Here is a 26490-nt window from a genome sequence, read left to right as displayed (position 1 = left end):
CCAGTCTACAGATGATTAATGTGTTTATGCACTGGAAATTAAGTTCCAGCCAGCAAAGAGGGTGTTATGGCTAAAGTTGTCGTGTGTGCGTTATATAAATTTGTGTCTTTACCGCATTTTGAATCTATCCGAGCGCCATTGCTCGCTATGATGGAACAGGCCGAGATCAAAGGCACTCTGCTCCTCGCAAGCGAAGGAATTAATGGCACAGTTGCCGGTACCCAAGAAGCGATCGAAGCATTATTGGTTTGGCTTAATAGCCAAAACGGCCTAGACAATATCGTGCACAAATTGTCATTCGACGATGAAATGCCGTTCTACCGCACTAAAGTCAAACTGAAAAACGAAATCGTGACTATGGGCGTTGAAGGTATTGATCCACTTAAAGTGGTTGGCACCTATGTGAAGCCTCAAGATTGGAATGCGCTGATTTCTGATCCGGATGTGATTTTAGTCGACACCCGTAACGATTATGAAGTGCAAATCGGCACTTTCAAAAATGCCATTAATCCTGTGACTGAAACCTTCAGAGAATTCCCGGAATATGTGAAGCAAAATCTTGATCCTGCTAAACATAAGAAGGTCGCCATGTTCTGTACCGGTGGTATTCGCTGTGAAAAATCAACCGCGTATTTGAAAGAGCAAGGCTTCGACGAGGTGTATCATCTTGAAGGCGGTATTCTTAAATACCTTGAAGAAGTCAAAGCGGAAGAAAGTTTGTGGGAAGGCGAGTGCTTTGTATTTGATAACCGCGTTGCGGTAAATCATGACTTGAAGAAAGGCCAATACGATCAATGTAATGCTTGCCGTATGCCAATCACTGAAGCTGAAAAACAGAGCCCTGCCTATGTGCAAGGTGTCAGCTGCCCACATTGTATCGATAAAATTTCTGATGAGCAGCGTAAACGTTTTGTTGAGCGTGAGCGTCAAGTGAATCTGGCAAAAGCCCGTAACGAAGCGCATATCGGCAGCGATGTAAATCAAGTGATTGAAGCGCGCCGCGAGAAAAAAGAAGCGCAGCGTCGACTCGCCGCCGAGAAAAATAATGCGAAAAAATCGCAAGTGCTTTAACTTTATATTTCATTGGATTAGCTGCGAGTTAGTCATGAGTTCTCACTGAGTTCGTTTCTCGCTCAGGCAGCTCATACATTGCTCTCGATTTGAATATGGTTGCACTATGGCCCGACTCGTTCGGGCCATTTTTTTATGCCGATTTTAGTTTTAGTGTGAATGTGCATTAACCCATTATTTAACTCATTATTTATCATAGCGCTATGCCGAAAATCTTAAATTTATGATAACTTTCAGTCGCTAGTATTAAAAAACGCGAGTATTACTAGTATTGAAAAATGAAGTCGAGTGCCATTAAACGACAGGGAGCGATTCAGTGCAAGGTAGGCAAAGCGCATGAGCATTTGGAAAGAGCTATACGATATTTTCGATAAGGAACGCAGTCGCTGGCAGCAATCGAGCGCCAGTAAGCAGGCGATTGCCTTTGAGTTAAAAGCCAATTTGGGCTTTCTGGCCGATGCGTTAAGCAGCGGTTTATCGCAAAGTGCGATCGCCAGCGGTTTAGAATGCAGTATTTTTGAGGCAAAACTGAAAGAGGGCGCCGCACTCACTGCGTTAAATCGCCGTAAAGTGACCCTGACGTTTATTGGCGAATTTGCCGAGTTTGCTAAGTATGTCGGTAAAGAGAACGACGCTTTAGTCGAGAATGCTTACGCTAGAATTAAATCATTGCAGAAGTTAGTCGCGGCTGAGCCGAATAAAGATCATGATCTTAAGATTAAATCCCTGTTTCGCTTCTTAGTCTTTTTAGTGGCGCACCTTGAGGAGCAGCCATTGAGTCGCACGTCAGCGAAAAAATCTTAAGGCTGATGCGTGGACGAGCTTGTGATTAATATGATTGGTATAAGAGGTAAAAAAGGCGCTTATGGCGCCTTTTCTATGCTTGCTAACATCATTGCTCAGCTTTTTAGCGCAGTCTTTAAGAGGCGTGTTTACGAGTCATCTTCAGACTCACTCTTTAAAAGCCACTATTGAGTTTAGCGCTTAGGTGGCTCATCAGCTTTATTGGCTTCTGAGTCAGTAGTACAGGGCTTATTTGAAGCCGTTTCTGCGTCATTCTCAGCTGTCGAAGGCTTGATCTGCTTATCTTTACTATGTTGGCCGAATTGTGGCAATTTGAACTTAGCACTGTATTTCAACGCGGCAAGATTGCTGGCGATAACACCGACGATCAAAATAATAATGATCCAGACTTCTAAGGTCGACATACTCAGCTCCTGTTTCGAATAGACTCGCGCGCAAGACTCTCGGGTGACTAATCAACCGCTAAACGTTGCTCACATTTACGAATGTCTTCTGGCGTATCCACTTCAATAGAATCAAAGGCGCTAATGGCGATTTTGATTTTATGACCATATTCTAAAGCACGCAATTGCTCGAGTTTTTCCAGATCTTCTAGACGACCTAATGGTAGGGCGGCGAAGGCCTGAACGAATTTGCGGGTATAAGCATACACACCTAAGTGCTTATAAACGGGGTAATCTTGGGTGTCGCGGCCAAAAGGAATACGCGAACGAGAGAAATACAAGGCATAGTTGTTGTTATCAAACACCATCTTCACATGCATAGGATCGTCAAGCTCGGCTTTATTGACGATTTCAAAGCCTAAGGTGGCCATTTCAAACTCCCCTGGGTGACGCTCGAAGAGGCTGATGACTTGCTCGATGGAGGTTGGGTCAATTAGAGGTTGATCGCCCTGTAGATTGATCACTAAGTCGTCATCTTTCAGTCCCAGTTGGTTTATCGCATCATTGATACGATCTGTACCCGATGCCGCTTCTGGGCTGGTCATGACCACTTTGCCGCCAAAACCTTCAACGGCCGCTTTAATGCGGTCATCATCGGTAGCGACATAAATATTGGTGAGGCCTTTGGCTAACGACGCGCGTTCATACACGTGTTGGATCATTGGCTTGCCGTTAATCGGGGCTAAGGGTTTGCCCGGGAAGCGGCTTGAACCGTAACGAGCCGGGATTAACAGAGTCACATTCATCAAATTATCCTACTTTTATCAAAGATATACAGTGTAGATATACAATGCATATAGACAAAAGGGCTCACAATTGAGCCCTTTTAACATGTGTTAGAGCTTAGATGCGACGGAACAGGGCAGTCAACATTTCATCTGTGACTTTCTCTTCCCAACCTGCGCCGTAAACGTTAGCCCATAGTGGACCCATACTCTTAGTCACGGCAACCATTTTTGCTATGGTTTCGTCTGGCAGATCTTTACAGATGTTCTTCGGCAGTGTGATGTTATGTTTCTTCATCATCAGACGGAACTCTTCAACGCCTTCTGGATAGAATTCTTCTAACACATCAAAGGCGATACAGTTGCCAATACCGTGGTGGTAACCCAGGATGTAAGACAGACCGTAAGATACCGCATGACAGGCACCCACTTGGCTATAAGCTATGCTCATGCCGCCCATGAAAGACGCCATCATCAGCTTGTCGTCTTTATCTATATGGTCGTCTAAGTACACTTGGCGACATAAATCCATGGCTTTTTCAGCGTAGGATTTAGAGAACTCGTTTAAGAAGGTACCTTGTAACGATTCAACACAGTGGATATAGCAATCCATACCTGTGTAGAACCATTGGTCCGTTTCAACGCCTTCGATTAACTCAGAATCCATGATGATTTGATCGAATACTGTGTAATCTGAGTTCAGACCTAGCTTACGCACTGGACCACATAACACGGCGGTGCGTGACGCTTCTGCACCAGTACCAGAAATCGTTGGGATACCAATGTGGTGTACCGCTGGGTTCTTGATCAAGTCCCAACCTTGGTACATGGCAGAGCCACCTGGGTTCGTCAGCATCAGCGATACCGCTTTAGCCACGTCCATGGTTGAACCGCCACCTAAACCCACTACGCTGACAGGCAGTTTGCTATTAAAAGCTTGAACTTGCTCAGTTAACGTGTCGATTTGAATGGTGCTTGGCTCTTCATCAACGTTAACCCAAATCACCATATCTTGTGCTTTAGCTGGGATACGGCCTTCAAGGGCTTTGCCTTGATGCACGTCATCGACTAAAAATACCACGAAGTCGTCGGCGGTTTTACGTTCAGCAGCTAACACTTCATCCAATTGGACGAATGAGCCACGGCCGAAGATCATTTTTTCAACTACTTTAAAATTCTTAAAACTCATTGCAACAAACTCCCGTAGAATTATTGGGCAAATGCTTTCTTGATGTTTTCGATACGCTCAGCGATCTGAGCATCGGTCCAAGACAACTTGATGAGCATAGAAATGCTGCGGCTCATAATGGCATCGGATTTAGGCACAGAAACTTGAGTATAGTCAGGTCTGTCGGCGATTAATGTGATTGGCAACGCAGCAGATGCCTTAAGCTCCTGAATGTGTTTCCAGTTTTTCAAATAATGCCAGTTGTTTACATACCAGTAGAAGCAGCCATCGACGCCGTTTTCAGCAAGTTTTTTGCTGATTTCAATAGTACGCGCTTCGGTTGGCAACATAAAGGTTAAGAAGCCCGCTGAATCGCCTTCTGGATCGGGGATCAGGCGGAAGGTTACTTCTGGGATAGCTGCGGCCATCGCATCTTTAATGGTCTTTTTGTTTTTACGTTGGATATCGATAATGGTATCGAGTTTACGTAATTGCGCTAAACCTAAGGCGGCGTTCATTTCCGAAATACGGAAGTTCAAGCCAATGATAGGGTGTGACTCAGCGCCGCGGTCCTTACCTATGTGGTCATGGCCGTGATCAGAGAACATGTGCGCGTTGTTGTAGATTTCAGTGTTGTTAGTGATCACAGCGCCACCTTCACCACAGGTGATGGTTTTGACAGAATCGAATGAGTAACAACCCACATCACCGATAGTTCCGAGGGCTTGACCCTTGTAGCTGCCACCAATGGCTTGGCAAGCATCTTCTAAAATCTTGATGTTATGTTTTGCACAAACGGCTTTGATCTCGTCCATCTTCGCCATAGAACCACACATGTGCACTAAGTTAATCGCTTTAGTACGTGGGGTAATCGCGGCTTCAATACCTTCTGGAGATAAACACAGTGTCTCGTCGATTTCGGCAAAGATAGGAATCGCGCCTGCCATAAAAATCGCTTCAACTGAGGCAACAAAGGTAAAAGGTGGCACGATAACTTCGTCGCCAGCGCCAATGCCCGCAGCCATCATGGCCGTTTGCAGTGCAGCGGTACCGCTTGATAAAAGGTGAGCATGCTTCACGTTCATTTTCTCGCAGAGCAGTTGCTCCATATCGCGAGTCTTCCAGCGATCATTACGCATATGGTCGAAGTTGTAACGGAAGGTAAAACCGTTTTCCATAACGTCAGCGACTTCCTGCTTCTCTTCAGGACCAAATAATTCAAAACCGGGCATGGAAGGTATCTCCTTAGAATATGTCGCGCATAGGTCGCGCTGCAATTAACTGGCGGATTATAACTGGGGTAATAGACCCTTGCGATGTTTTATTGCTGAAAATTGCCATGGAAAAAGAAAAACCTGCACAGGTGCAGGTTTTATCTGAGCATAGATGACACTTAGCTAAGGGTTAAAAGCCTACATTCAGGCCGTTAGCGTGGATTGGCTAAGCCGTGTTCACGATCGACAGTGACATCTAAATCTGTCAGTAAACCGTTATCAATGCCGTAAATCCAGCCGTGTACTGCGACTTCTTGGCCGCGATCCCAGGCTTCTTGCACTATGGTTGAACTGGTCACATTAGCAACCTGTTCAATCACGTTGAGTTCGCACAGGCGATCAAAACGTTTAGCTTCATCCATCTGTTGTAATTCTTCCTGATAAATACGGTAGATATCACGTAAATGCCCGAGCCAGTTATCGATTAATCCCAAACGTTGCTGACCCATTGCCGCGCGCACACCACCACAGCCGTAGTGACCCACTACCATAATATGCTTCACCTTGAGTACATCTACGGCGTATTGCAGCACAGATAAGCAGTTAAGATCGGTATGGATAACCATGTTGGCGATATTACGGTGAACAAAGACTTCACCCGGCATAAGATCGATGATTTGGTTAGACGGTACGCGACTATCCGAGCAGCCAATCCACAGGTATTCAGGATGTTGCTGTTTCGCTAATTGCTCGAAAAAATCAGGGTTCTCTTGGCGTATACGTCCGGCCCAGCGGCGGTTGTTGTCGAATAAAGGTTTGAGTAGTTTCATTTTAACCTATTGTTTTATTGACATATAAAATGTCTTCTCATGCTCTAATTCATGCAAGCAGCACATTTTTAGCAAGAGTATACCAGCAAAATTGGATCTGCTGGTCTATCCAATTAAGGTTTGAATCGGGATATTGAGGAATCGAGATTATTTTTTATTAATAGTTCTGCAAATGAATTGGTTCCCTCTGTGGATCTAAGCGCCATTTGTTAGCGTGTTTGGGGGTGATATTGCACTAAAGCTGAGTGAACGCCTTGTCCGCTAAAAATTAAGGCGGACAAGGATGATGTGTTATGGGTTAGAACTTACTGATCACTTTTACGCTATCGTTCACCTCGCTGACGTCAACAAACCCGATCATATTCGGATTGGCGGCAATCAATGAGAGCATTTCAGCGCTCGAGTCGACGACTTTGGGTGGTTGACCTTGGCCTGAAAAGACCAGTTTTGACCAATAGGCTTTGAGCTGACTCTCAGTTTTATTGAGGATTTGCTTCACGAAGGCATCACGAGCGGGTGAGCCTTCGGGCTGATCGAGCGCAACCACAGTCCCTCCATTGGGGAAAGACTTGAGTTTACCTAAATAGATACGTGAAATATCCGCAGCACTAATTTCGGATGTATTTGAAGGATGTACCACGACGGCAACTTCGGCTTGCACATAGGCACTGCCAAGTAAAAGTGCACTAGCAACTAAGGTTTTCATCATCAACCGAGATCTTATTAATAGTTTCATGTTTAACTCCTTAAAAAACTAAGTCTATTGCCATACTCAGCAACTGTTCATCGGAGGACGGTTTGTCATTGCTGTAGTTGGTGTACTCCAGTTTTAGTGCGGCCGAGGGATGGAAATCCCAGCGTGTTCCTATGATGTAGTAGGCGCTGTCTTCTTGCTGTGCTTCAAGCGCTGCTTTTGTACCGAAAACCAGAGGCGCTAACGCAGCTTGGTTTGCTGGTGGCAGACTATTGTATAGCGGTAACATGCCGTCATAGGCATCGTATTGTGGATCGTTTTTATCAATACCGTAGGTTAAGTGAAAAGTGAAATCTTTATAGCGGATCCCGCCGGAAACAAAGGCTGAATCTTGGATGTTAAAACTGCTAGGGTCGACGTCAATTCGGGTGTATTCAGCCAAGATAAACCATTTACCCGCATCATATTTAACGTTAGCGCCTATGAGTAACGCGCTGTCGTTAATGGGTAAAAGATCATCGACCACTTGCTGACTAAATAACCCAGTTTGGGCAATCGCATCGCCTAGGCCCAGCAGAGCAGGTAACTCGTAGGAGAAATCGGTCACTATGCCGATATTCAAGCCGTACTCAAACCCTGAGGTCACAAAGTTAAAGTTCATTATGTGGCCCTCGGCAGAGAAGGGCGCGGGAGGTGTTGATGAACCTATAGGCGCATAGTCAGAAACAGAAGTCGTAATATACTTATAGGTCAAACCGACTTCGGTATCGCCCCATAAATCGGAATACACTAAACCGACACCTTCGCCTGAATTAAACGGCAACGAATAAACGCCGCGGGGCGGGGTGATCCAATGATAGGCATAGCCTACGTCAATATAATCAGAGTATTTATACAGGTTAAAGCGCTGGCGGCCCGCCATGAGCATCAGTTTGTCGCTGATGTCATAGGAGATATAAGCCCATTCAAATTCGGCACTGTAATCGTTATTGCCTCGGGATAGCACTTGCGCCGTAGCTCTTAAGCCACTGCCCAGATCGGCGGTAAATTGTAAGGCAACTTTTGAATCGTTATTAAAGTTGAGCTCTTTGTCATAGTCATAATAGCTTTTATCGTCACTGAGACTCGAACCCGCGACAATAGAGGCGAATCCATTTATTTGAACATCGGCATAAAGAGACGGCATATAAAGTGTGCTGAGCACGCAGAGGGCAACTGTACTTTTTCTCATGGCAGAATACCTTGTTGAGGGAATACAGTAATAAAGGTAGTTGATAAATGGTAGATTTCACCTTTATGCAACATTTTTTGAGGCGCTGACGACAAAATGATGATTTATACTTGTTAATGCTGATTTAACGGGGGATTCTTAGGAAACTAGGCGAGTTAACCTGTGGTGCTAAATCAAGTAAAGCCTAATATATTCATGGGTTAAGCAGAGGCTAAATGTGGATTTGGTATTGAGGGTATGGGTTAAGCTGAATAGCCATCTTCAAGATGCACATGCCCACACCTTGAAGATTTATTTAGCGACGGTATTTAGTGACGGTATTTAGTGACAGATTAGTGATGTTTAGCGAGAAAATCGGCTAAGTGTTGATTGATAAATTCGGCTTGTTCAAGGGTCGAGATATGTCCCGCCGCAGGAATGTGCACCAGTTGACTGCCATCGATGGCATCGCTCATTAGGTAGCTTTCTAGCACACTGCGTGCTTTATCCTCAACGCCCGCCATGATGAGGCAGGGGAGTGTCAACTGCTCCGCACATTCCATGGTATCGCGGCGACCAAAAATCATTCGTCCAAGTTTCACTATTGTGGGGATTTTTTCTGCAGAGATTGTGGTAAGGGAGTGTTCAAAGCCAGCGACCAGTTCAGGTGTGTTATGCGCGGCATTGTTTGCGAAGAACAAAGGTGAAATCGCACTGATAAGCGGCGCAGGAATCGCCTTAGCGGCGGTAATCATATCCAGCATGCCATCATATTTCGCGCGGGTCACTTCGGGTTCAAAACCGATAAAACTGTCGATCATGACTAAGGTTTTCACCCTTGCTGGCGCCTTGAGTACCAGTTCGGCCCCCCACATTGCACCTACTGAAAGTCCGATAACATTAAAGTCAGTGATGTCGAGATCATCCATTAAGGCCAACATGTGATCGGCAATATCGAGCAGGGTTTTACCATTATCGGGCAGTAAATCTGACTGACCATGACCCCACAGTTCTGGCACGATACAGCGGTAATGGGCGCTTAATGCGGCAATTTGAGGCGCCCACATGGCGCTATCCCACAAATAACTGTGACCAAACAACAATACAGGGCCTGTACCGACATCAAGGTAACTTAATTTACGATCGGCAATAATGAGCTGCTGACGGTGTGCAGAAAAATCCATAAAACCTACTTAATTAAATATATCATTATGTTAAGCCGTATTTTGGCGCCCATTTTGGCGATAGAGCGCTGGGCTTAACCTTTACAAAAATCTGCGGCTATTATTCCACAGCTAAGGCTGAGCGATACGCAATACGTATTCATCCACTAGATAGTCTAATCGTGCGAGTACCGCATCTTTGAGCAACATATCACTGTTTTCTAAAAGGATTACCAGTTCGGCACGATCGAATTGCGGCAACAATAATTGCGCAATAGGGAAATAGCTGATGTGCCAAGGCTCAGGACTGACCGCGCTTTGTCCCTGTTGAAACGGGAAATAAAAGCCAAAATCATGGGCATTCTCCACTAGCCAAGCATGCAGTTTGGCGCAGGGGCCAGCTTGGACATATTCAGCTTCAACAAGGCGCAGGGCTTTGACATCAATTTGATTCGCATCGAACACATCGAGATCTGTGCCCCAGTGGTGACGTGAAGCGCCGGGCAGCGCCGACCAGAGCAAAATCAAGTCGACGATGGCATCGTCACTCAATCCCTTAATACTTACCGCTTGCTCGTTGGCATCCAATACCGCGCGTTTACCGCTGGCCTTGGCATTCCAAATCGCCAGTTGTCGCTCAAAAGGGCGGTGGGCAGAGCAGATGGCGAGTGCTATGCCCGCATCTTTGGCTTTTTCCGCCATCGCATTAAAGGCGATGGCGGTGTTCGCTTCGAGCCAAAAGCTATGATACCCAAGGTGATACGGACTTAAATATTCCACCAATTCAGGGGAGTTTAAGCCGTAAAGCTTTGCGGTTTCGGGACGGATCTTAAGATGTGCTAACACAGTAATTGTTCCAAAATCACTTCATAACACAGGGCTAGCTGCTCAAGGTCATCCACTTTAACGCATTCATTCACTTTATGAATGGTGGCGTTCACTGGGCCAAGCTCTAACACTTTGGCACCCGTTGGCGCGATAAAGCGTCCGTCCGATGTGCCGCCTGTGGTTTGTGGATCTGTCTCATAGCCTGTGACTTGGCGAATAGCAATACGGGTCGCATCAAGCAGTGGACCATCGCCGGTTAAAAATGGCAGACCATTGAAAATCCAGCTGATATCGTAGTCTAGCTCGTGAGCTTTCAATAAGGCTTCAACCCGTTCAATCAATATTTCGGCGGTCACTTCGGTGGAGTAACGGAAGTTAAACATCACGTCCAGTGCGCCGGGGATCACATTCGATGCGCCGGTGCCGCCATTAATATTGGCGATTTGGAAGCTGGTGGGCGGAAAGAACTCATTGCCATTATCCCAGTGCATCTGACTCAGCTCTGCTAAGAAAGGCGCGGCTTTGTGGATTGGATTATCGGCAAGATGTGGATAGGCCACGTGGCCTTGAATGCCTTTCACGGTTAAGTTGCCGGTTAAACTGCCGCGGCGACCATTTTTGACCACATCGCCCAGCTTTAGGGTTGATGAGGGTTCGCCGACTAACGCCCAGGTGATCTTCTCGTTGCGCGCTTCTAAGGTATCAATGACTCGCGTCGTGCCGTTGATGAAGGGGCCTTCTTCATCGCTGGTGATCAAAAAGGCGATTGAGCCATTATGATCGGGATGTTTAGCCACAAAACGTTCGGCGGCAATGACCATAGCCGCCAATGAACCTTTCATGTCCGCCGCGCCGCGGCCATATAAGTAGCCATCGATAATGGTGGGCACAAAAGGCGGCGTGTGCCAGCGGCTCACATCACCCGTTGGCACAACATCTGTGTGGCCGGCAAAACAAAAGACCGGACCTTCATTACCACGGCGAGCCCACATATTGGTGGTGTCTTCAAAAACCATAGGTTCGATATTAAAGCCGATGGCGCTGAGTCTTTCAGCCATTAAGGTTTGGCAGCCTTCATCAAGTGGCGTCACCGAAGGGCGGGCGATCAGCGCTTTTGTTAGTTCCGTTACGGGATAATCATCGGCTGGCATCATAGTGAAAATACTCTTTTATAGCCGGCTTCATCAAAGCCAATCAGCACGTGTTCACCGACGACCAAGACGGGGCGTTTGATCAGTGTCGGTTGCGCCAGCATAAGTTGAATGGCTTTGGCTTGATCGATATCGGTTTTATTTGCGTCACTGAGGGCACGAAAGCTCGTGCTACGCTTATTGAATACGGTTTCCCAGCCTGAGGCTTTACACCAGAATTCGAGGTCTTCTTGACGTAGGCCGTCATCTCTAAAATCATGGAAGTGAACTGGAAGTTGATGATTTTCAATCCATTTGCGTGCTTTACGCACTGTATCGCAATTCTTAATACCGTAGAGGGTCAAAATGATGCTCCAGTGTGGATGGACGCTTGGCTGGCAAGCATTGATTTTGCTGGCATTGTGGCATTGTGCGCCGCATGTCACAAGTGGGATGTGTTGCCGATATCTGGTGAGTAACAAAACGCTAATTTTCTAGGGATAATAATCGCTATTGCCTTGCTTTGGCTTGACTTTTTAACACTTGTTTAACTTAAGTGCCTTGTATATATTGTTTTTTCATTAAAATCAGTTTGATATCTGGCGTTGACTCTAGCGCGACTTTTAAAGGATTAAAATGCACAGCGATGTTTCTTTGCAGCGATTTAAGCAATTTCCGCGCTTGATGTGGATATTTTTGTTTGGGTCGTTTATCACCCGTGGCAGTTATTACATGGTATGGCCATTTTTAGCTGTTATTTTATATGAGAAATTTGCGCTAAGTGCCACAGAGGTCGGCATGGTCTTGTCCAGCGCCGCGATTATTTCGGTATTTACCAGTTTTGTTGGTAGCTCATTATCCGACAGGATTGGTCGTCATAAGCTGATGTACCTGACGGGTATCCTCTATATCATTTCGTTTTCATTATTGGCTGAAGCCAATTCTGTCGAAGGGTATGTGGTTGTGATGACATTGTGCTCTATGGCCACTTCACTGTGGCGACCGCTGACATCGGCGGCTATTGGCGACATTATTGCCGATCCTAAAACACGCGAATTGGCGATGCAGTCACTGTATTTCATCGTCAACGTAGGCTGCGCCGTTGGCCCTATGCTGGGGGTATGGCTTGGTCTTACGGGCAAGCAGTCCAGTTTTTACCTTACTGCAGTGGCCTTTGCCGTGCTGTTAATTATGTTGTACTGGGGATTTAACCATCAAAACCGTCAGGATGCGGCTTTGGCGGCTGGCGCCTCATCGAATGACAATTTAAGTGACGCTACGAGTGGCACTGAAAGTGATGGTGCAAGTGAGTGTGCATGTGACTGTGTAAATGGCTGTGTAAATGGCATAACAAGTGACGGTGTTAATCGTGGCGTGAATGGCTTATCGAGTGATACTGAGACGAGCACGAAAAAAGCGGCTGTCGTGAGCCGTAAGCAAATTGTCGCCATTCTATTGCAAGATAAACTGCTGCAATGTTTAATTGTCGCCAATATTTTATGTATGTTCATTTACGCTCAAATGGACAGTTCGTTGATCCAATATCTCACTCGCGCTGGCGCGCCTGATTTACTGACGTTAATCTCTGGCATGATTTTCACTAATGCTATGGTGATTATCTCCACTCAATTTTTGCTATTGAAACTCATGGCCCGTTTTCCGCTCGTCAAACGGATTCAAATCGGATTGCTGTTACTGATCTGCTCACAGATCTGGCTGGCATTTAATCCGCTGGATCTTTTTTGGGGCTGGATAGGCGCAATTGTGGTGATGAGCGTCGCCGAGACGATTTTGTTCCCCACTATGAATGTGCATATCGACCGCTTAGCCCCTGATCATCTTCGGGGTGCTTACTTTGGCGCCGCCTCATTCTATGACTTAGGCTTTGCGCTCGCGCCCCTTGGCGGCGGTATTATATTGGATCATTTTGGCGGTCAGTGGCTGTTTTTGACGGGCGCGGCACTCTCGGTATTGGTGATTTATCTGTACAGTATTTTAGATAAATTGCCGCGACCTGATTTTGCTATGTTCAAAGTAGATTAGTTTACTAGAGTCATGTAGCCGTTATTTACAAGTAACGTGATGCTTAGCGTGAGAACGGCCGAAATAGATTCTCCTAAGTGCTGTGTATCGAGACTGCTACAGCTTGGCGAATGCAAATACCGTTTTAGGCTCGGTTTTCAAAAGCACAAAAGGCTGGCTCATGATGGTGAGTCAGCCTTTTATTATTCAACAAACAACCGATAGACGATGCAATATTTTAAATTAGATCTGCACTGTAAAAATCACATTTTTACCTGCGGTAACACTGCCCTGGGCCTTGTCTAGGTATTTGACGTCTTCCATGTTTGCCAAAACGACTGGGGTGAGTAGGCTGTCGACTTGATCTTTAAGATAATCAATGTCGAATGACAAAATTGGATCGCCAACTTTCACTTCTTGGCCTTCTTGGGCTAAACGTTTAAAACCTTTGCCTCTCAGTTCGACTGTGCCGACGCCAAAGTGAACAAATAATTCTAATCCTTGGGGAGACTCAATGCTGAACGCATGATTTGTCTCAAAAATTTTACCTATGGTGCCGTCGATTGGCGCAAGAATTAATTCGCCTTTAGGGGCGATGGCGATGCCATCACCGACAATCTTTTCAGCAAAAACCACATCGGGGACTTTTTCAATGGCGACAATATCGCCGGAAACGGGGGCATATACCATGATACCGCCAGCTAACTGAGTCTGACCCGATACCAAGCGCCTAATTCGGCTTAAAAATCCCATAATCTAGAGCCTCTTTTGCTTGTTTTTGTCATTGTTTTTGTTCTGTAATGCAGCATAACGAATAAATGTCTCTATTTATAGCTTGTTATACACTGCTGTAGACCTGCAATTCTATCTTGTTGTAATGCAGTGTGCGCCAGCGCCGAAAATTGTTGGATGTTACCTTGGCAAATGGCGGCCTTAACTTCTAACAGTGAACTTAGGTTAACACTGAGTTCGTCCAGCCCCATGCCGATTAACAGCGGTGCAATTTGTGGTGAACTGGCCAGTTCGCCGCACAGCGACACTTTTACATTGGCCGCTTTTGCTTGGACTATTGTCATGTTAATTAACGCTAAAATGGCCGGCGAAAGGGACGGATAGTCACGGGTAAGCTGTGGGTTTGTTCTATCGGCGGCCATTGCATATTGGGTTAAATCATTGGTGCCAATGCTAACAAAGTCGAGTCGTGGCAGCATAGCATTGAGGTTGAATACTGCTGCGGGGGTTTCGACAACGATACCGTAGCTGAGTTCACCGTAGCCTTTCTCTTCTTCTTCCAAGGCATCTTGGCACTGGGCAATGAGTGCAAACACTTCATCCAATTCTTCGACTTGATTGACCATAGGGAACATCAAGCGGATTGGACCATGGTTTGCAGCGCGCAGAATGGCCCTTAATTGGGTTTTAAATAAGTCTGGGTGTGCCAAGGTATAGCGAATGCCGCGCAGCCCTAAGGCGGGATTGTCTTCTATTTCTTGGCACAGGCAGGGCAGTTCTTTGTCGGCACCGATATCTAAGGTGCGGATGGTAAAGGTTTTACCGCCTAGTGCATGTAAGGCATCGCAATATAAGCTGTATTGGGCTTTTTCATCGGGCAGGGTACTGACGTCCATCAACATAAATTCGGTGCGAAACAAACCTATACCATCGGCGCCAACATCACTGACATGGGTGATGTCGTTGAGATTACCCACGTTGGCCATAAGCCCTACGATGTGGCCATCTTGGGTTTGCGCTGGGCCATCCTTATAGGTTTGCAGCGCTGCCCGTCTTGCCTGTTCGTGGTGAAAGGTGACGGTAAGTCTTGCCTGTTGATCAGGATTGGGATTAACGCAAAGCTCACCATTGAGCGCATCGAGTACTAAGGGCGTGCCATTGGGGATAGAATCGGCATCAAACTGGCAACTTAAGATGGCAGGAATACCGGCTGCTCGGGCTAAAATCGCAGTATGACTGGTTAAACCGCCAGTTTTGAGCACAATACCGCAGAGGTTTTCCCTTGGCAGCAAGGCAAATTCAGCGGGGGTTAAATCCTGCGCCAACAAGATAGTGGGTCTGTCGAGTTTGTCGAGTCCTTGGCCTAAATGGCCGTTGATCGCCGCGACAACGCGTTGGCCTAAACAGCGTACATCTTGGGCTCGATTGGCTAAATAGGGATCATCTAGGGATTGTAGCTCGTTGGCTTGATGGGCAAATATGCGCTCAACCGCCACACTTGCCGACAGTTGTAAGGTACGAATCGCATCATTTACTTGCTCGATTAACTCATCGTCTTCCAATAATAATAAATCGGCTTCGATCAACTGATAATTTTCGGAGTCGCTATCGAGTGTGGCTAGGCTGTGGGTCAGTTGTGCCTGCAACTCTTGTAAGGCTTTGGCAAACTTGCCCTGTTGTTGGGGAATTTTCGACAGGGGAATAGGGCGATAATCGAGGTGGTGTTCGGTGTGAATAAGGTGAAGAGCCTGACCAAAGGCAATTCCCGATGACACTATAATCCCCGTTATTGACATATCCCTTCCTAAATTAACCACTGAACTGAATGCTTGTTAGCGCTAGCGAGTCTAGTTGAGTGGCGTTGAGTTTGTAAAGCGTTGGCGTGTAAACTATTGGCACGTACAGAACCCGTTTCGACTTATCCCTCGTCGGTAAGTTATATATGCAGTCTTAGATATTGGTGCGCTAATCAATACACTGGTAAATAGGACAAAGGCCTAGCTAGCTTAGCGTGATCAGCAGTTCGGATACTTTCTCAACTGCGGCTTGTGCCTGTTCACCTTCGGCAAACACTCTTACCGTAACGCCAGAATATAGCCCTAAAGTTTGTAGCTTAAACAGACTTTTAGCACTCGCTTGTTTGCCATTGCATTCAACCATGACATCGCAATCAAAGGTTTTGGCTTCTTTAACCAGTAAAGCTGCAGGACGAGTGTGGATGCCATGTTTAGCGGTAATGGTGACTGTTTTTTCGTACATAGTGGATGAGCTCATATTTAGAGGGGTATTACACTTCGTCTTTCGATTCTATGATGTGGTAGCCCTGTTTTTTCAAGGCAGCGATGGCACTGTTGAGGCGATTCTTTTTCACTAAAATGTAGTCAGTATCAAAGGTGGAAATTGCAAAAATACTGATTTGTTCGTCCGCTAAGGTGCCTGATACTTTAGATAAAATGCCTGTCATCGAGAATCCGAGTGGCCCAAGCACTTCAAAACAACACCAGCCCGGTTCTTGTTCTAGGCTGTCAAGTTTCACTTCACTGGAAATAACTAAAGATAAACCTTCTTGGGTTTTTCCAATGAAATACATGTCCTGTACAAAAACCTCACTGGGCAATACGGCATTCGGGCTAAAGCTATGAATAGTGTACTGTTCAGGGTGAACGGCTAAGGTCATTCGCATGGCAGTGTCTCGGTTGGATTTTTAAGGCTAAAGCATACCGCATATCAAACGTTAGCGTGACAGAGAATTTGAGGTTAATGGGACTTTTTCATTAGTATTCATCGTTGCTGAGATAGTCGTAACTCGGGTTACTGGAAATGTGAGCAAAGAAAAGGGCGCCCTATGCGCCCCCCTGTTGGTAAGTTATACAGCCAGATTCTAGTTAGATTTTAAACTGGCCTAAGGTGCGGGACATGTCTTGGCTAATGTCTTGCAGTGACTGAGCTGCATGGCTATTACTTTCGTTAGCTTTGACTGAGACTTCGGTTAATTCTGAAATATTACAAATATTTCGATTAATTTCTTCGGTCACCAGTGATTGCTCTTCGGTGGCGCTCGCTAGTTGGGTATTCATATCACTGATATGGGCAATCAATTGCAGAATCGCCGCCATGGCTTTACCCGCTTCGTGGGCTTGGGCTTGCAACTCATCGGATTGCAGTTGAGTTTGATTGTTGCTCTTCATTACTGAGCCAACGCCGGATTGGATCTCGCTAATGATTTTTTGGATCTCATTGGTCGAGTCTTGGGTGCGAGTAGCAAGGGCGCGAACTTCATCGGCAACCACGGCAAAACCGCGGCCGTGGGTCCCAGCTCGCGCAGCTTCAATGGCGGCATTAAGGGCGAGCAAGTTGGTCTGCTCGGCAATGCTGCGGATCACATCGAGAATGCTACCGATCTGCTGTGAGGCGACGCCTAGTTTTTGGGTAATCACTTCAGAGGCTTTTAATTCAGCTACCAGCTTTTCAGTATTGCTGACCGTGTTATCAATCACCACTTGGCTTTGCTGCGCTTGTTCTTTTACGCTATTTGCCGCATCGGCCGCTTGCTGGGTGTTGCTCGCCATTTCATGGGTGGTCGACAGCATTTGATTGACTGCGGTGGCAACGCTGCCCGTTTCTCTGTGGATATGCTCAGCACTTTGATTGGACTCTTCAACTGCAATCATGAGCTGTTTTGCGTCTGTGTCTAACGCTTGGCCTAAGGGCTGTAAATGGCCGACCATGTCGCCAATTTTTTGTGCAAACATATTAAAGGCGCGGGCAAGGTGGGCAATTTCATCTTTACCTTGGGCATTAATCCGCTGACTTAAGTCGCCTTCGCCTTGGGCAATATCTTCAAGGGCATCAATAGCATCATTCAATGGCGAGGTGATGGAATGATTAAGCACAAGGAAGAAGGCAAAAATCGGCACTGAAATCAAAAACATGATAATCAGGTAATCGATAATAACTGATTTTAAACTCGCTTTAACATCGCTGAGATAAGCACCTGTCATCACTGTCCAGCCCCATTGTGGGTAGTAACGGGCTTCTGCGAGCTTATCTTCGATGGCACGTGTCATAGGATCGGCGATAGGGTATTCGAGGGTCGTTTTCGATTTAGCCCGCGCTAAAGGCAGCATAGTGGCTAAGGGATTTGTACCATTAGGTAATTTAAACGTTAATGCTGAGGTGCCAATAAGACTTGCATTGTCACCGTGGGCGAGGATTTGATTATTATCATCAATAACAATGAAATAGCCTGAGCCAGAATAGCGAGTCTGATTGATTAACTCCGCGGCAGCTTTCTTGGCGTCTTCTTCGCTATATTTACCTTTGAGCGCATCCTGACGATGTACATCTATCACGCTCAACATGCTGGCGAGTTGACCGTCTATTTGTAGCCATTTCTGCTCAATTAAATTGCTGTACTGTTCTTTAATCGAAAAACTGGCAAAACACACAGTCCCTATCGCGGCCATAAGAAGCATCATCATTAAGCGTTGCAATATGGTAAATCGGCGCAAAAACGTGATCATTTAGGTTTCTCAAAGGCTAATAATTGTTGCTTAATATACCTGCGAATCAATCTCAATTGAATCGTCTGTGACATAAATTCAGCAAAAGCCGTTATAAAATATGAGTTTCTTTGATCTAAAGCAGGGAATCATGATAGGGAATTTTAATCTGTTGCATTATGGGGCATGTTCTTATTAAGTTAGACCGTTTTATAAGTCGTTTCATGTTGAAGGTTTTATCTGATCTATTAAATATCAATAAGTTAGCATTATGTTAATTTTGTCATCTTGCTATATTAGGCTAATCAATTGTTTTAATTTTGATTTTTTACGCTTTTACGCGCAAGATTAATTCATTATTCAGTTTGAGAATCGATTATGACCACAAATACTATCGTAACGTCGGATGATATTTTACTGAAGTTATGCCACTCAGTCGCCCACGTCCTTTCTAGCACCAGTGCCAGCAATGTTACCCATGCGGGTATGGTACAAAGTATTGCGCGTACTCGTCTTAAACCTGATCTCGGTTGTTTCTCGATTTTTGATGGTGGTTTTTCAGGCCTAGTGGTGATCAACTTTTCTGCATCAGCGGCGATTGAAATCTACCGTCGCTACATGCTGAACATGGGGATGCCTGAATCTGAATTAGCGTTTTCGCACACGTCAGATGAAGTGGGTAACGTGATGGGTGAGTTGATGAACCAAATCTTAGGGGATTTTATTAATAAAATTTCAAAAGAATTACAAACGTCAATCAGCCAAAGTCAACCAAAAATGTTGACGATTAATAAAGAGTTAACTATTTCAATCGATGCTAACTTAGATGATGCTGTGGCCCGTAGAGTGTCGTTTAGAACTGAAAACAATCATATTTTCTACCTCGAATTTGCCATGGATAAAACCGAATTTATCCGTTTAGATGAATTTGTTTACGATGAAGAGTTCGACCCCGATAGCCTGTTAGAGCAGCACAGTACGATTGGGGGAAACAACGACTCAAATTCGAATGTTTCGCCTTGGGTGAAGATGGCCGATAAACCTGCTATTGCGACTCGCGCCATTGATAATGAAGCCGATGATTTGCTCGATCAGCTTGGCATTTAAGCAGAAACCCCAGTGTAAGACGGATGTTAACGCATTCGTCTATACAAGTTAGCGTAACTGTTTTAGTATCGACGCAAAATAATCACTAAGGTTACCTCCTCTCTATGGCATCGAAAGCGACCTCGATTGATATTGCTTATCGTGCTGGCGTATCCCAGTCTACGGTTTCCCGTGCCCTTAGAAACAGTCCGTTAGTCAATTTAGAGACCCGACAACGCATTCAAGCTATTGCTAAAGAGCTGAATTACAAGGTCGATAAAAACGCCAGTAATCTTCGCACCCAAAATAGCCATACCTTAGCGCTGCTATTGTGTGAAGACCCTACTAATGATGACTCGTTAATCAATCCTTTTTTCCTGTCTATGCTGGGCTCCATCACTCGAGCAACAGCGCAGCAGGGTTATGATTTACTCGTTTCTTTTCAGCAATTATCCAACGATTGGCACGCCGATTATGAAGACAGTAATAAAGCCGATGGCATTATTCTGCTCGGTTACGGCGACTATATGGATTACGAGCAAAAGCTAGAACGACTATTAGCGCAGAATACCCATTTTGTGATTTGGGGCGCCGAGCATAACAACAAGTCTGTGCTATCGATTGGCTGTGATAATCATCAAGGCGGCTTGATTGCGACAGAGCATTTAATTTCTCTGGGCCGCAAAGCGTTTGCCTTTTTGGGCGATGCTTCGAGCCACAGTCCTGAGTTTAGGGACAGATATTTAGGCCATGTAAAGGCGCTGCAAACGGCGAATATTCCCGTTGATCGCACTAAGCAAGTGTCGGCCATTAGCACAGAAAGTTCTGGCTACGATGCCGCTATGGTGTTGATTTCACAAGGTGCTAAGTTTGATGCGATATTTGCCGCCAGCGATTTGATCGCCATTGGCGCGATTCGGGCGCTGAAGGAAAAGGGTATTTCAGTTCCAGAGCAAGTGGCCGTTGTGGGATATGACGATATTCCGGTGGCGAGTTTTGCCAATCCGCCATTAACGACCATTAAACAGAATACCCAATTAGCCGGAGAAATCTTAGTCGACAGTGTACTCAAACTTATCCGCGGACAAGAGGTGAGTGCGCAGCTTATTCCGACAACCTTAGTGGTTCGCAGCTCCTGCGGCATTGATAGCGCGCCGCTTAAGCCGTTATCGCTAGCATAATATTTTTGTCGGCAACCGATTGAATCGTTAATTTTACCTGTTGAAACTAAGCTGATGGAACAAAGCCGATAATCCTAGGATATATCGGCTTTTTACTATCATTTAGTGGCGTTATTTTTAGATCACTTGCCTGCGTATTGACGCAAAAATTTTGGTACGTCTGCTTTGGTTTTCTTAGCGATTTTTTGCAGTAACTCGAAGGTGGGGGCATTGACGCCGAACTCTTGTTGAAGGTCTGCCAGCATAGCTAGCCACAAATGGCCGGTCATTTCGGCATCGGCTAAGGCGCGGTGAAAAGTGCCATCGGTTGGTAACTGTTTATAGCGCACTAAAGTACCTAACTGATGATTGGGTGCCGCTTGATACAAACGTCTCGCCACCAGCAAGGAACAGCCAAATTGCCCAAGATAACGATGGCGAATTTGGGCAAACTCCGCATCTAAAAAGCGCTGATCGAACGCCGCATTGTGGGCAACTAAATTGTGATCGGCGATAAAGTCCGCAAAACGCGCCATCACTTCATTGCAGGGCGCCGCGTCCCTGAGCATTTGATTGCTGATCCCTGTGTAGTCCTCAATAAAGCGACTTATTCTAAATCCTGGGTTCATTAACTCAGAAAATCTTTGGGTGATCACGCCGCCTTCAATCAGCACAGCCCCGATTTCAATCGCGCGATCCCCTTGATTGGGCGACAGCCCCGTAGTTTCAAAGTCGAGCACGACCAAAGTGTTAGCAGCTGATGTAGGCATAGATCTTACATGGACTCAATTAATGATGTGTCAGCATTAGCGCTGTTTGTGGCGAAATGCTTTTTGATAAGCCGATTGTAATTCAATACGTTAGTAAATTCACTATCACATTGATGCTGACAAAAGACTTAATGCTTTGTTGATCCGGTCGAGCTTTCTTGGTTTCGCTTCCTGTTAGCATTTGCTGCTATGAATAACAGTTTGGTTTGTGAGCAACCCATGCAACTCGATATTAACGGCTTAACGCCCGCGCAATTTCTAGCAGAGTATTGGCAGAAAAAACCCTTGGTGATCCGCCAAGGATTCAAGCATTTTCAAGATTTAGTTTCGCCCGAAGAATTAGCTGGCTTAGCCATGGATGAGCTGGTGGAATCTCGGCGGGTGTACCAACAAGCTGGTCAATGGCAGGCGGAATTTGGTCCCTTTGATTCCTACGATCATCTCGGTGAACGGGATTGGACTCTGATCGTGCAAGCCTTGAATAACTGGGTGCCCGATGCGGAGGCCTTGATCCAATGCTTTGATTTTATTCCGCGCTGGCGTTTAGATGATGTGATGGTGAGTTTTGCGACGCCAGGTGGTGGCGTGGGGCCGCATATCGATCTGTATGATGTGTTTATTTGCCAAGGCTCGGGACGTCGCCGTTGGCGTGTGGGCGATCTGGGGCCGCACAAAGAGTTTGCCGCCCATCCCGCTTTGCTGCACACCGAAGCCTTTGACCCGATTATCGATACTGAGTTGTTGCCTGGCGACATCCTTTATATTCCCCCTGGATTCCCCCATGACGGCATAACCTTAGAACAGTCGTTAAGTTTTTCAGTGGGTTATCGCACCGCCTCCGCCAAAGATATGATAAGTGCTTTGGCCGATCATTTGTCTGAGCAGGATTTAGGCGCACAGCAAATTAAAGATCCAGACCGTGAGCTGACCACCCGTAGTGGCTGTGTCGATAATGGCGATTTAGCGCGATTACGCACCCAACTGACTAATATGTTGACCGATGAACTGGTGAGCGAGTTTTCGGGCCGCTATTTAACTCAGTCAAAATGCGCCTTAGATTTACCCGATGAGCCATTGGACATCACGCAAGACGAAGTGCTCGCTTGGCTTGATGAGCAGCCGCTTATTCGCCTCGGCGGACTGCGCTGTTTGTATTTTGATATCAATGTGGCACAGGGTGTTGTCTATATTAATGGTGATAAGTATCAGCTTTCAGCCGAATTGGCCGCAGTGATCCCATTACTATGTGATAGTAATCAGTTGGATAAAGCTGCCTTAGCCCCTTGGTTAGCCCATGCTGATTTGGTCACGCAACTTACCGAGTGGGTGAATCTAGGCTACTGGTACTTTGAAGATCTCAGCGATGAGGAGTGTTAAGGCGAAATGAGACAAAGCTTGGTATATGTTAATAGCGCTTTAGCGTTAACGCCCGACGGGGCTTAGCGCTATATATTTTTTAGATCTAGATGGGTTTTAGTGCTATATGGATTTTAGAGTTAGTGTAGAGTTAGGTGGGGTCTGTAATTCGCAGGCGGCCATTTAGCAACTGGATTTGTTGATTATTTCACTATGGGCAATTGTGCCCATTGGGTGGTGTAACGAGGGGAAAGCTGCTCACGCTTCATTCCCCAAGTCGGGTCAATACCTTGTCCTGCAAACCAAATTTTTCCATGACCGCTGTGGTTCACTTTATCGAGTAACTGCATCAACTCTTTGCTTTTAGGCCTAGGCGTGACGTCATCGAATAATCCAAGCTGAAACACGCCAGCACCAAAAAAATCCCCTAACATGACACCGGCCTTTGCATAGGCATGACCTTCACGCCAAATGCGTTGCAGTAGGCTTTGGCCAAGGGTGACAAAATCCCGCGTATCATTGCTGGGGCGAACTAAACTGCCCGACAGCGATTTGCTGTACTGGGGAGTTGCATCGCTAAAAGGGCTAGTACGGACAAATACTGACATCGCTTTAGCGTATTTGCGCTCGGAGCGCAGTTTTTCACAGGCCCTAAAAGTGTATTCATTGATTGCCTGTTGCATCGCTTCTAAATTATCAATACGGCTGCCAAAGGAGCGGGAGCTGATAATTTGTTGCTTAGTTGCGGCGACCTCTTGTATGTCATTACAGGCAATGCCGTTAAGTTCGCGTACCGTGCGCTCGACGGTGACAGAAAAGGTGTCGCGGATAAGCTTGGGATGCGCATCCGCCAATTGCAACGCGGTATTTATACCCATGATGTTCAAGCGTTTTGTAAGCCTACGGCCTATTCCCCAGACTTCGTCGACAGGGATAAGCGCCATCAGTCGTCGTTGGCGTTCACGGTCGCGCAAGTCAACCACGCCCCGCGTCGCGGGATAACGTTTCGCGGCATGGTTTGCCAGTTTAGCGAGGGTTTTTGTCGGTCCAATGCCGACGCAAACGCTGATCCCAATCCACTGCGGTATTCGGTGATAAATATTAAGTGCAAGCTGATGAATATCAGTGCATTTATCGAGACGAGAAAGATCTAAAAACGCTTCATCAATACTATACACTTCTACTTTCGGTACCATTTGTTCTAAGGTGGTCATGACTCTATTTGATATGTCGGCATAGAGTGCATAGTTGGAGGAGAATACCGCAACGTGATGCTGGCGGAGTTGGTTTGCGATTTGATACACAGGCACCGCCATCTTGATGCCAAGTTGTTTTGCCTCTGCCGAGCGGGCGACGACGCAGCCATCGTTGTTGGATAACACTACAATCGGCCTGCCAGCTAAATCTGGCCTAAACATCCGCTCACAGGAGGCATAAAAATTATTGCAATCGACGAGTGCGAATAGTGAGGGCGTCATTTGAGCTTTTTCACCACGTTGGTTACCACCCCAAAGATGTTTAACTCAGACTCATCATTGATGGCAATCGGGGAGAATAAGGCATTACGTGGCAGTAATTGCACCACAGGGCGCAGTTGCAATTGCTTTACGGTAAACTCGCCGTTGACTGCTGCGACAACGGTATCCCCGTGGGCCGGCTGTAATGAGCGATCCACCACTAAAATATCACCGGAGAAAATCCCCGCGTCGATCATCGAATCCCCTTGGACTTTGACAAAAAACGTGGCGGCTGGGTGCTTGATGCATAACTCATAGAGATCTAATGTTTGTTCTACATAGTCTTGGGCTGGTGACGGAAATCCTGCGGCAATCAAGGAGCTAAATAGCGAGAGCCGATATTGGGTATGTTTGGCGAAGCGGCCTAGGATCATCATAATAAATCACAATATACTGTACGTATGAACAGTATAGTCTAACAATGAAACTTATCGAAAGAATTTATGTGGAGACAGTTGTGTTATCGACCCAAGCGCAAAGATGCACTTGTTGTAAGCTGTGTGCTGATTGTATGCGCTGTCGAGCGATGAGTGTCGAGGTGCTGGGCAATTGATGATGCCTGCTCTAAAGCACCCTTGGCGGCGTCAATACCGCCAAGGGTGAGTGTTTCGTCAATTTAATTTAGTTAACCCGCTTTAGCTAACGCAATTTAGTTAATCCAACCGAGCCATAGCCACCACAGATAATCCAGTGGGATAAGTGCAATTAGAGTGATTGCCGCCAGCGGTAAGGTGATGTTAAGTAGTTTGCTTAAGGGCTCTTGGGATAATTGCATCGCCAAAATCAACGGGGCAACCTGATAAGGAAAAATCACGGTTGAGAAACCGATCACCTGCGTCATTAATACCGCAGGGGTGGAGAAGCCAGTTGCATTGGCAAAATCTGCCGCCATGGGGGACAACACTGTCGGCACACCTGGAACCGTTGCCACTAATCCCGTCAGCGTCCCCATCAGCGATAACGACATGAAATTCAGGAACGATGCCCCTTGCTGCAATGGTAGCCATTCACTGAACAGTTGACCTAGCGCAGTGCCAAGTCCAGATTGATTGACCAATGCTCCCAGACCTAAGGCCGCCGCGACAAAAATGACGGTCGCAAAATCCACCGAACTATTAAAACTCTTAGGCTCAAGCACTCCCCATTTGGGGAGCAATAACAAGATAGCGGTGGTCAGTCCAACCCACGCCGGATTGATCCCATGCAGTGAATCTGTCGCCCAAAACAGTAAAGTTATCGCAAGTAATACTGTGACTTTCTTTTGCATACCAAGATTATAAGCTTCTGTTTCAATGACGCTTTCAGGCCGATTTTCATCTATTTTTGCAGGAAATAGGAAGACGACTAGCGCCACAATCAATATCGATTTGAGCAAACCAAGGATTGGAAAATGCAGTAAGAGATACTCGGTATAACCAAAATGGATATTGAATAGATTCTCGCTGGAACCCGCCAATATCATATTGGGAATATTCGCGGGCAACACGGCAAAACTGGGCATGTTACACGCCAGTGCCAAGGCGGTCGCAATGCCTATCCGCCCATGACTACCACGAGCAAAACCGACTTGCTCAGCTAACGCCATACCAATTGGCACCATGACCACCGCACGGCCAACGGATGAGGGCATCACAAAGCCAAGCAGCACGGCACTAAAGACCAAACCCGCAATCAAGCGTGGATAACTTGAGGTCAGTATGGGGGCAATCAAACTGGCCATTCTGCGACTTAAACCAGACTGAGTGATGGCACTGCCAATCACAAACCCTGAAATGATTAACCACACCGCAGTCGAGCCGAATCCTGAAAAAAGTACACTCGGCTCAATGAGTTTGAAAATAGTCGCAAGGGCAAAAAATATTAATCCCGCCATAAAGGGCGGGAAAAAACCTGTACTCCAAAACATTAAGGTCACTAATACTACGCCACCGCTATAGGAAAACACCGCGGGATGCTGACTCAGCGGAAAAAGTGCAAGTAAAGTAGCGATCAACAGTGCACTGAAAAACGCTAGCGGTTTAACGTCAATAAAACGTTTCATGTTTACCGACCTATTGGGTTGAAT

Annotated in this window: 26 protein-coding genes; 6 read left to right on the top strand and 20 right to left on the bottom strand. The window is 46.2% G+C overall.

Annotation, left to right across the window (positions count from 1 at the left end):
* Window positions 1-66 precede the first annotated feature (66 nt).
* Window positions 67-1071: a rhodanese-related sulfurtransferase gene (locus tag Q4Q49_RS01440; protein WP_311998444.1), complete on the top strand. Its 1005-nt coding sequence runs from the start codon at window positions 67-69 to the stop codon at window positions 1069-1071.
* 336 nt (window positions 1072-1407) lie between these two features.
* On the top strand, window positions 1408-1875 hold the full coding sequence (locus Q4Q49_RS01435; protein ID WP_311998443.1) for a hypothetical protein: 468 nt from the start codon (window positions 1408-1410) through the stop codon (window positions 1873-1875).
* A 173-nt stretch (window positions 1876-2048) separates the two neighbouring features.
* Here Q4Q49_RS01435 and Q4Q49_RS01430 read toward each other — a convergent pair whose 3' ends face one another.
* The 11 genes from Q4Q49_RS01430 to Q4Q49_RS01380 form a co-directional block, all read right to left on the bottom strand.
* Complete coding sequence (locus tag Q4Q49_RS01430; protein ID WP_106650647.1) at window positions 2049-2279, bottom strand: DUF2897 family protein; 231 nt, start codon at window positions 2277-2279, stop codon at window positions 2049-2051.
* A 47-nt stretch (window positions 2280-2326) separates the two neighbouring features.
* The gene (gene kdsB, locus Q4Q49_RS01425) at window positions 2327-3064 is read right to left on the bottom strand and encodes an 8-amino-3,8-dideoxy-manno-octulosonate cytidylyltransferase KdsB (protein ID WP_006081834.1); all 738 of its coding nucleotides are present in this window, start codon (window positions 3062-3064) and stop codon (window positions 2327-2329) included.
* 97 nt (window positions 3065-3161) lie between these two features.
* On the bottom strand, window positions 3162-4232 hold the full coding sequence (gene kdnB, locus Q4Q49_RS01420) for a 3-deoxy-alpha-D-manno-octulosonate 8-oxidase KdnB (protein ID WP_006086829.1): 1071 nt from the start codon (window positions 4230-4232) through the stop codon (window positions 3162-3164).
* A gap of 20 nt (window positions 4233-4252) precedes the next feature.
* Window positions 4253-5443 carry an 8-amino-3,8-dideoxy-alpha-D-manno-octulosonate transaminase KdnA gene (kdnA, locus tag Q4Q49_RS01415; protein ID WP_311998442.1) on the bottom strand — a complete coding sequence of 397 codons (1191 nt, stop codon included), beginning with the start codon at window positions 5441-5443 and terminating at the stop codon, window positions 4253-4255.
* 194 nt (window positions 5444-5637) lie between these two features.
* Complete coding sequence (can, locus tag Q4Q49_RS01410) at window positions 5638-6255, bottom strand: carbonate dehydratase (protein ID WP_028760064.1); 618 nt, start codon at window positions 6253-6255, stop codon at window positions 5638-5640.
* A gap of 298 nt (window positions 6256-6553) precedes the next feature.
* Entirely contained in the window at window positions 6554-6991 is a 438-nt protein-coding gene (locus tag Q4Q49_RS01405; protein ID WP_311899266.1) for a phosphate ABC transporter substrate-binding protein, read from the bottom strand.
* A gap of 10 nt (window positions 6992-7001) precedes the next feature.
* A complete protein-coding gene (locus tag Q4Q49_RS01400) occupies window positions 7002-8180 on the bottom strand; it encodes a porin (protein ID WP_311998441.1) in 1179 nt (392 codons plus the stop codon).
* 332 nt (window positions 8181-8512) lie between these two features.
* The gene (locus Q4Q49_RS01395; protein ID WP_259586518.1) at window positions 8513-9343 is read right to left on the bottom strand and encodes an alpha/beta fold hydrolase; all 831 of its coding nucleotides are present in this window, start codon (window positions 9341-9343) and stop codon (window positions 8513-8515) included.
* 111 nt (window positions 9344-9454) lie between these two features.
* Window positions 9455-10168: a M15 family metallopeptidase gene (locus tag Q4Q49_RS01390; protein WP_311998440.1), complete on the bottom strand. Its 714-nt coding sequence runs from the start codon at window positions 10166-10168 to the stop codon at window positions 9455-9457.
* A complete protein-coding gene (dapE, locus tag Q4Q49_RS01385) occupies window positions 10162-11301 on the bottom strand; it encodes a succinyl-diaminopimelate desuccinylase (protein ID WP_259579051.1) in 1140 nt (379 codons plus the stop codon). The genes Q4Q49_RS01390 and dapE overlap by 7 nt, the downstream gene beginning before the upstream one ends.
* A complete protein-coding gene (locus tag Q4Q49_RS01380; protein WP_310795535.1) occupies window positions 11301-11645 on the bottom strand; it encodes an ArsC family reductase in 345 nt (114 codons plus the stop codon). The genes dapE and Q4Q49_RS01380 overlap by 1 nt, the downstream gene beginning before the upstream one ends.
* A gap of 271 nt (window positions 11646-11916) precedes the next feature.
* Here Q4Q49_RS01380 and Q4Q49_RS01375 point away from each other — a divergent pair, with 271 nt between their 5' ends.
* A complete protein-coding gene (locus Q4Q49_RS01375) occupies window positions 11917-13323 on the top strand; it encodes an MFS transporter (RefSeq protein WP_311998439.1) in 1407 nt (468 codons plus the stop codon).
* 222 nt (window positions 13324-13545) lie between these two features.
* On the opposite strand, the gene crr is transcribed toward Q4Q49_RS01375, so the two are convergent.
* The 5 genes from crr to Q4Q49_RS01350 form a co-directional block, all read right to left on the bottom strand.
* Window positions 13546-14055, bottom strand: coding sequence for a PTS glucose transporter subunit IIA (gene crr, locus Q4Q49_RS01370; RefSeq protein WP_311998438.1), 510 nt, complete (start codon window positions 14053-14055; stop codon window positions 13546-13548).
* 71 nt (window positions 14056-14126) lie between these two features.
* On the bottom strand, window positions 14127-15830 hold the full coding sequence (gene ptsP, locus Q4Q49_RS01365) for a phosphoenolpyruvate--protein phosphotransferase (RefSeq protein ID WP_311998437.1): 1704 nt from the start codon (window positions 15828-15830) through the stop codon (window positions 14127-14129).
* A gap of 205 nt (window positions 15831-16035) precedes the next feature.
* Window positions 16036-16293 (bottom strand): HPr family phosphocarrier protein, encoded by a 258-nt coding sequence (locus Q4Q49_RS01360; RefSeq protein ID WP_028760055.1) that lies wholly within the window; start codon window positions 16291-16293, stop codon window positions 16036-16038.
* Between the two features lie 28 nt (window positions 16294-16321).
* Complete coding sequence (locus Q4Q49_RS01355; protein ID WP_106650632.1) at window positions 16322-16717, bottom strand: ACT domain-containing protein; 396 nt, start codon at window positions 16715-16717, stop codon at window positions 16322-16324.
* 202 nt (window positions 16718-16919) lie between these two features.
* Window positions 16920-18557 (bottom strand): methyl-accepting chemotaxis protein, encoded by a 1638-nt coding sequence (locus Q4Q49_RS01350; RefSeq protein WP_311998436.1) that lies wholly within the window; start codon window positions 18555-18557, stop codon window positions 16920-16922.
* Window positions 18558-18914: 357 nt separating this feature from the next.
* On the opposite strand from Q4Q49_RS01350, the gene Q4Q49_RS01345 reads away from it, so the two are divergent.
* Both Q4Q49_RS01345 and Q4Q49_RS01340 read left to right on the top strand, forming a co-directional pair.
* Window positions 18915-19643: a DUF3334 family protein gene (locus tag Q4Q49_RS01345; protein WP_106650630.1), complete on the top strand. Its 729-nt coding sequence runs from the start codon at window positions 18915-18917 to the stop codon at window positions 19641-19643.
* A gap of 104 nt (window positions 19644-19747) precedes the next feature.
* Window positions 19748-20803 (top strand): LacI family DNA-binding transcriptional regulator, encoded by a 1056-nt coding sequence (locus Q4Q49_RS01340; protein ID WP_311998435.1) that lies wholly within the window; start codon window positions 19748-19750, stop codon window positions 20801-20803.
* A 122-nt stretch (window positions 20804-20925) separates the two neighbouring features.
* Here the strand turns inward: Q4Q49_RS01340 and Q4Q49_RS01335 are convergent, their stop codons facing one another.
* Window positions 20926-21552 (bottom strand): 3'-5' exonuclease, encoded by a 627-nt coding sequence (locus Q4Q49_RS01335; RefSeq protein WP_311998434.1) that lies wholly within the window; start codon window positions 21550-21552, stop codon window positions 20926-20928.
* A 219-nt stretch (window positions 21553-21771) separates the two neighbouring features.
* On the opposite strand from Q4Q49_RS01335, the gene Q4Q49_RS01330 reads away from it, so the two are divergent.
* Complete coding sequence (locus Q4Q49_RS01330) at window positions 21772-22929, top strand: cupin domain-containing protein (protein WP_311998475.1); 1158 nt, start codon at window positions 21772-21774, stop codon at window positions 22927-22929.
* Window positions 22930-23111: 182 nt separating this feature from the next.
* On the opposite strand, the gene umuC is transcribed toward Q4Q49_RS01330, so the two are convergent.
* The 3 genes from umuC to Q4Q49_RS01315 form a co-directional block, all read right to left on the bottom strand.
* Window positions 23112-24386 carry a translesion error-prone DNA polymerase V subunit UmuC gene (gene umuC / locus Q4Q49_RS01325; RefSeq protein WP_259544186.1) on the bottom strand — a complete coding sequence of 425 codons (1275 nt, stop codon included), beginning with the start codon at window positions 24384-24386 and terminating at the stop codon, window positions 23112-23114.
* Window positions 24383-24802, bottom strand: a complete 420-nt coding sequence (umuD, locus tag Q4Q49_RS01320; RefSeq protein WP_409373143.1) for a translesion error-prone DNA polymerase V autoproteolytic subunit — start codon at window positions 24800-24802, stop codon at window positions 24383-24385. Before umuD ends, umuC begins: the two co-directional genes overlap by 4 nt.
* Window positions 24803-25074: 272 nt before the next feature.
* Window positions 25075-26466 carry an SLC13 family permease gene (locus Q4Q49_RS01315; protein WP_311998433.1) on the bottom strand — a complete coding sequence of 464 codons (1392 nt, stop codon included), beginning with the start codon at window positions 26464-26466 and terminating at the stop codon, window positions 25075-25077.
* Between the last annotated feature and the right edge of the window lie 24 nt (window positions 26467-26490).

It is taken from the genome of Shewanella sp. SP1S1-7 (genome assembly GCF_031932105.1).
Lineage (GTDB): Bacteria > Pseudomonadota > Gammaproteobacteria > Enterobacterales > Shewanellaceae > Shewanella > Shewanella baltica.
This window is presented reverse-complemented; position numbering and strand designations above follow the sequence as displayed.

Coding starts and splice junctions, on each gene's coding strand:
- Q4Q49_RS01440 (WP_311998444.1), top strand. CDS start 67: ATGGCTAAAGTTGTCGTGTGTGCGTTATATAAATTTGTGTCTTTACCG.
- Q4Q49_RS01435 (WP_311998443.1), top strand. CDS start 1,408: ATGAGCATTTGGAAAGAGCTATACGATATTTTCGATAAGGAACGCAGT.
- Q4Q49_RS01430 (WP_106650647.1), bottom strand. CDS start 2,279: ATGTCGACCTTAGAAGTCTGGATCATTATTATTTTGATCGTCGGTGTT.
- kdsB (WP_006081834.1), bottom strand. CDS start 3,064: ATGAATGTGACTCTGTTAATCCCGGCTCGTTACGGTTCAAGCCGCTTC.
- kdnB (WP_006086829.1), bottom strand. CDS start 4,232: ATGAGTTTTAAGAATTTTAAAGTAGTTGAAAAAATGATCTTCGGCCGT.
- kdnA (WP_311998442.1), bottom strand. CDS start 5,443: ATGCCCGGTTTTGAATTATTTGGTCCTGAAGAGAAGCAGGAAGTCGCT.
- can (WP_028760064.1), bottom strand. CDS start 6,255: ATGAAACTACTCAAACCTTTATTCGACAACAACCGCCGCTGGGCCGGA.
- Q4Q49_RS01405 (WP_311899266.1), bottom strand. CDS start 6,991: ATGAAACTATTAATAAGATCTCGGTTGATGATGAAAACCTTAGTTGCT.
- Q4Q49_RS01400 (WP_311998441.1), bottom strand. CDS start 8,180: ATGAGAAAAAGTACAGTTGCCCTCTGCGTGCTCAGCACACTTTATATG.
- Q4Q49_RS01395 (WP_259586518.1), bottom strand. CDS start 9,343: ATGGATTTTTCTGCACACCGTCAGCAGCTCATTATTGCCGATCGTAAA.
- dapE (WP_259579051.1), bottom strand. CDS start 11,301: ATGCCAGCCGATGATTATCCCGTAACGGAACTAACAAAAGCGCTGATC.
- Q4Q49_RS01375 (WP_311998439.1), top strand. CDS start 11,917: ATGCACAGCGATGTTTCTTTGCAGCGATTTAAGCAATTTCCGCGCTTG.
- crr (WP_311998438.1), bottom strand. CDS start 14,055: ATGGGATTTTTAAGCCGAATTAGGCGCTTGGTATCGGGTCAGACTCAG.
- ptsP (WP_311998437.1), bottom strand. CDS start 15,830: ATGTCAATAACGGGGATTATAGTGTCATCGGGAATTGCCTTTGGTCAG.
- Q4Q49_RS01360 (WP_028760055.1), bottom strand. CDS start 16,293: ATGTACGAAAAAACAGTCACCATTACCGCTAAACATGGCATCCACACT.
- Q4Q49_RS01355 (WP_106650632.1), bottom strand. CDS start 16,717: ATGCGAATGACCTTAGCCGTTCACCCTGAACAGTACACTATTCATAGC.
- Q4Q49_RS01350 (WP_311998436.1), bottom strand. CDS start 18,557: ATGATCACGTTTTTGCGCCGATTTACCATATTGCAACGCTTAATGATG.
- Q4Q49_RS01345 (WP_106650630.1), top strand. CDS start 18,915: ATGACCACAAATACTATCGTAACGTCGGATGATATTTTACTGAAGTTA.
- Q4Q49_RS01340 (WP_311998435.1), top strand. CDS start 19,748: ATGGCATCGAAAGCGACCTCGATTGATATTGCTTATCGTGCTGGCGTA.
- Q4Q49_RS01335 (WP_311998434.1), bottom strand. CDS start 21,552: ATGCCTACATCAGCTGCTAACACTTTGGTCGTGCTCGACTTTGAAACT.
- Q4Q49_RS01330 (WP_311998475.1), top strand. CDS start 21,772: ATGCAACTCGATATTAACGGCTTAACGCCCGCGCAATTTCTAGCAGAG.
- umuC (WP_259544186.1), bottom strand. CDS start 24,386: ATGACGCCCTCACTATTCGCACTCGTCGATTGCAATAATTTTTATGCC.
- umuD (WP_409373143.1), bottom strand. CDS start 24,802: ATGATGATCCTAGGCCGCTTCGCCAAACATACCCAATATCGGCTCTCG.
- Q4Q49_RS01315 (WP_311998433.1), bottom strand. CDS start 26,466: ATGAAACGTTTTATTGACGTTAAACCGCTAGCGTTTTTCAGTGCACTG.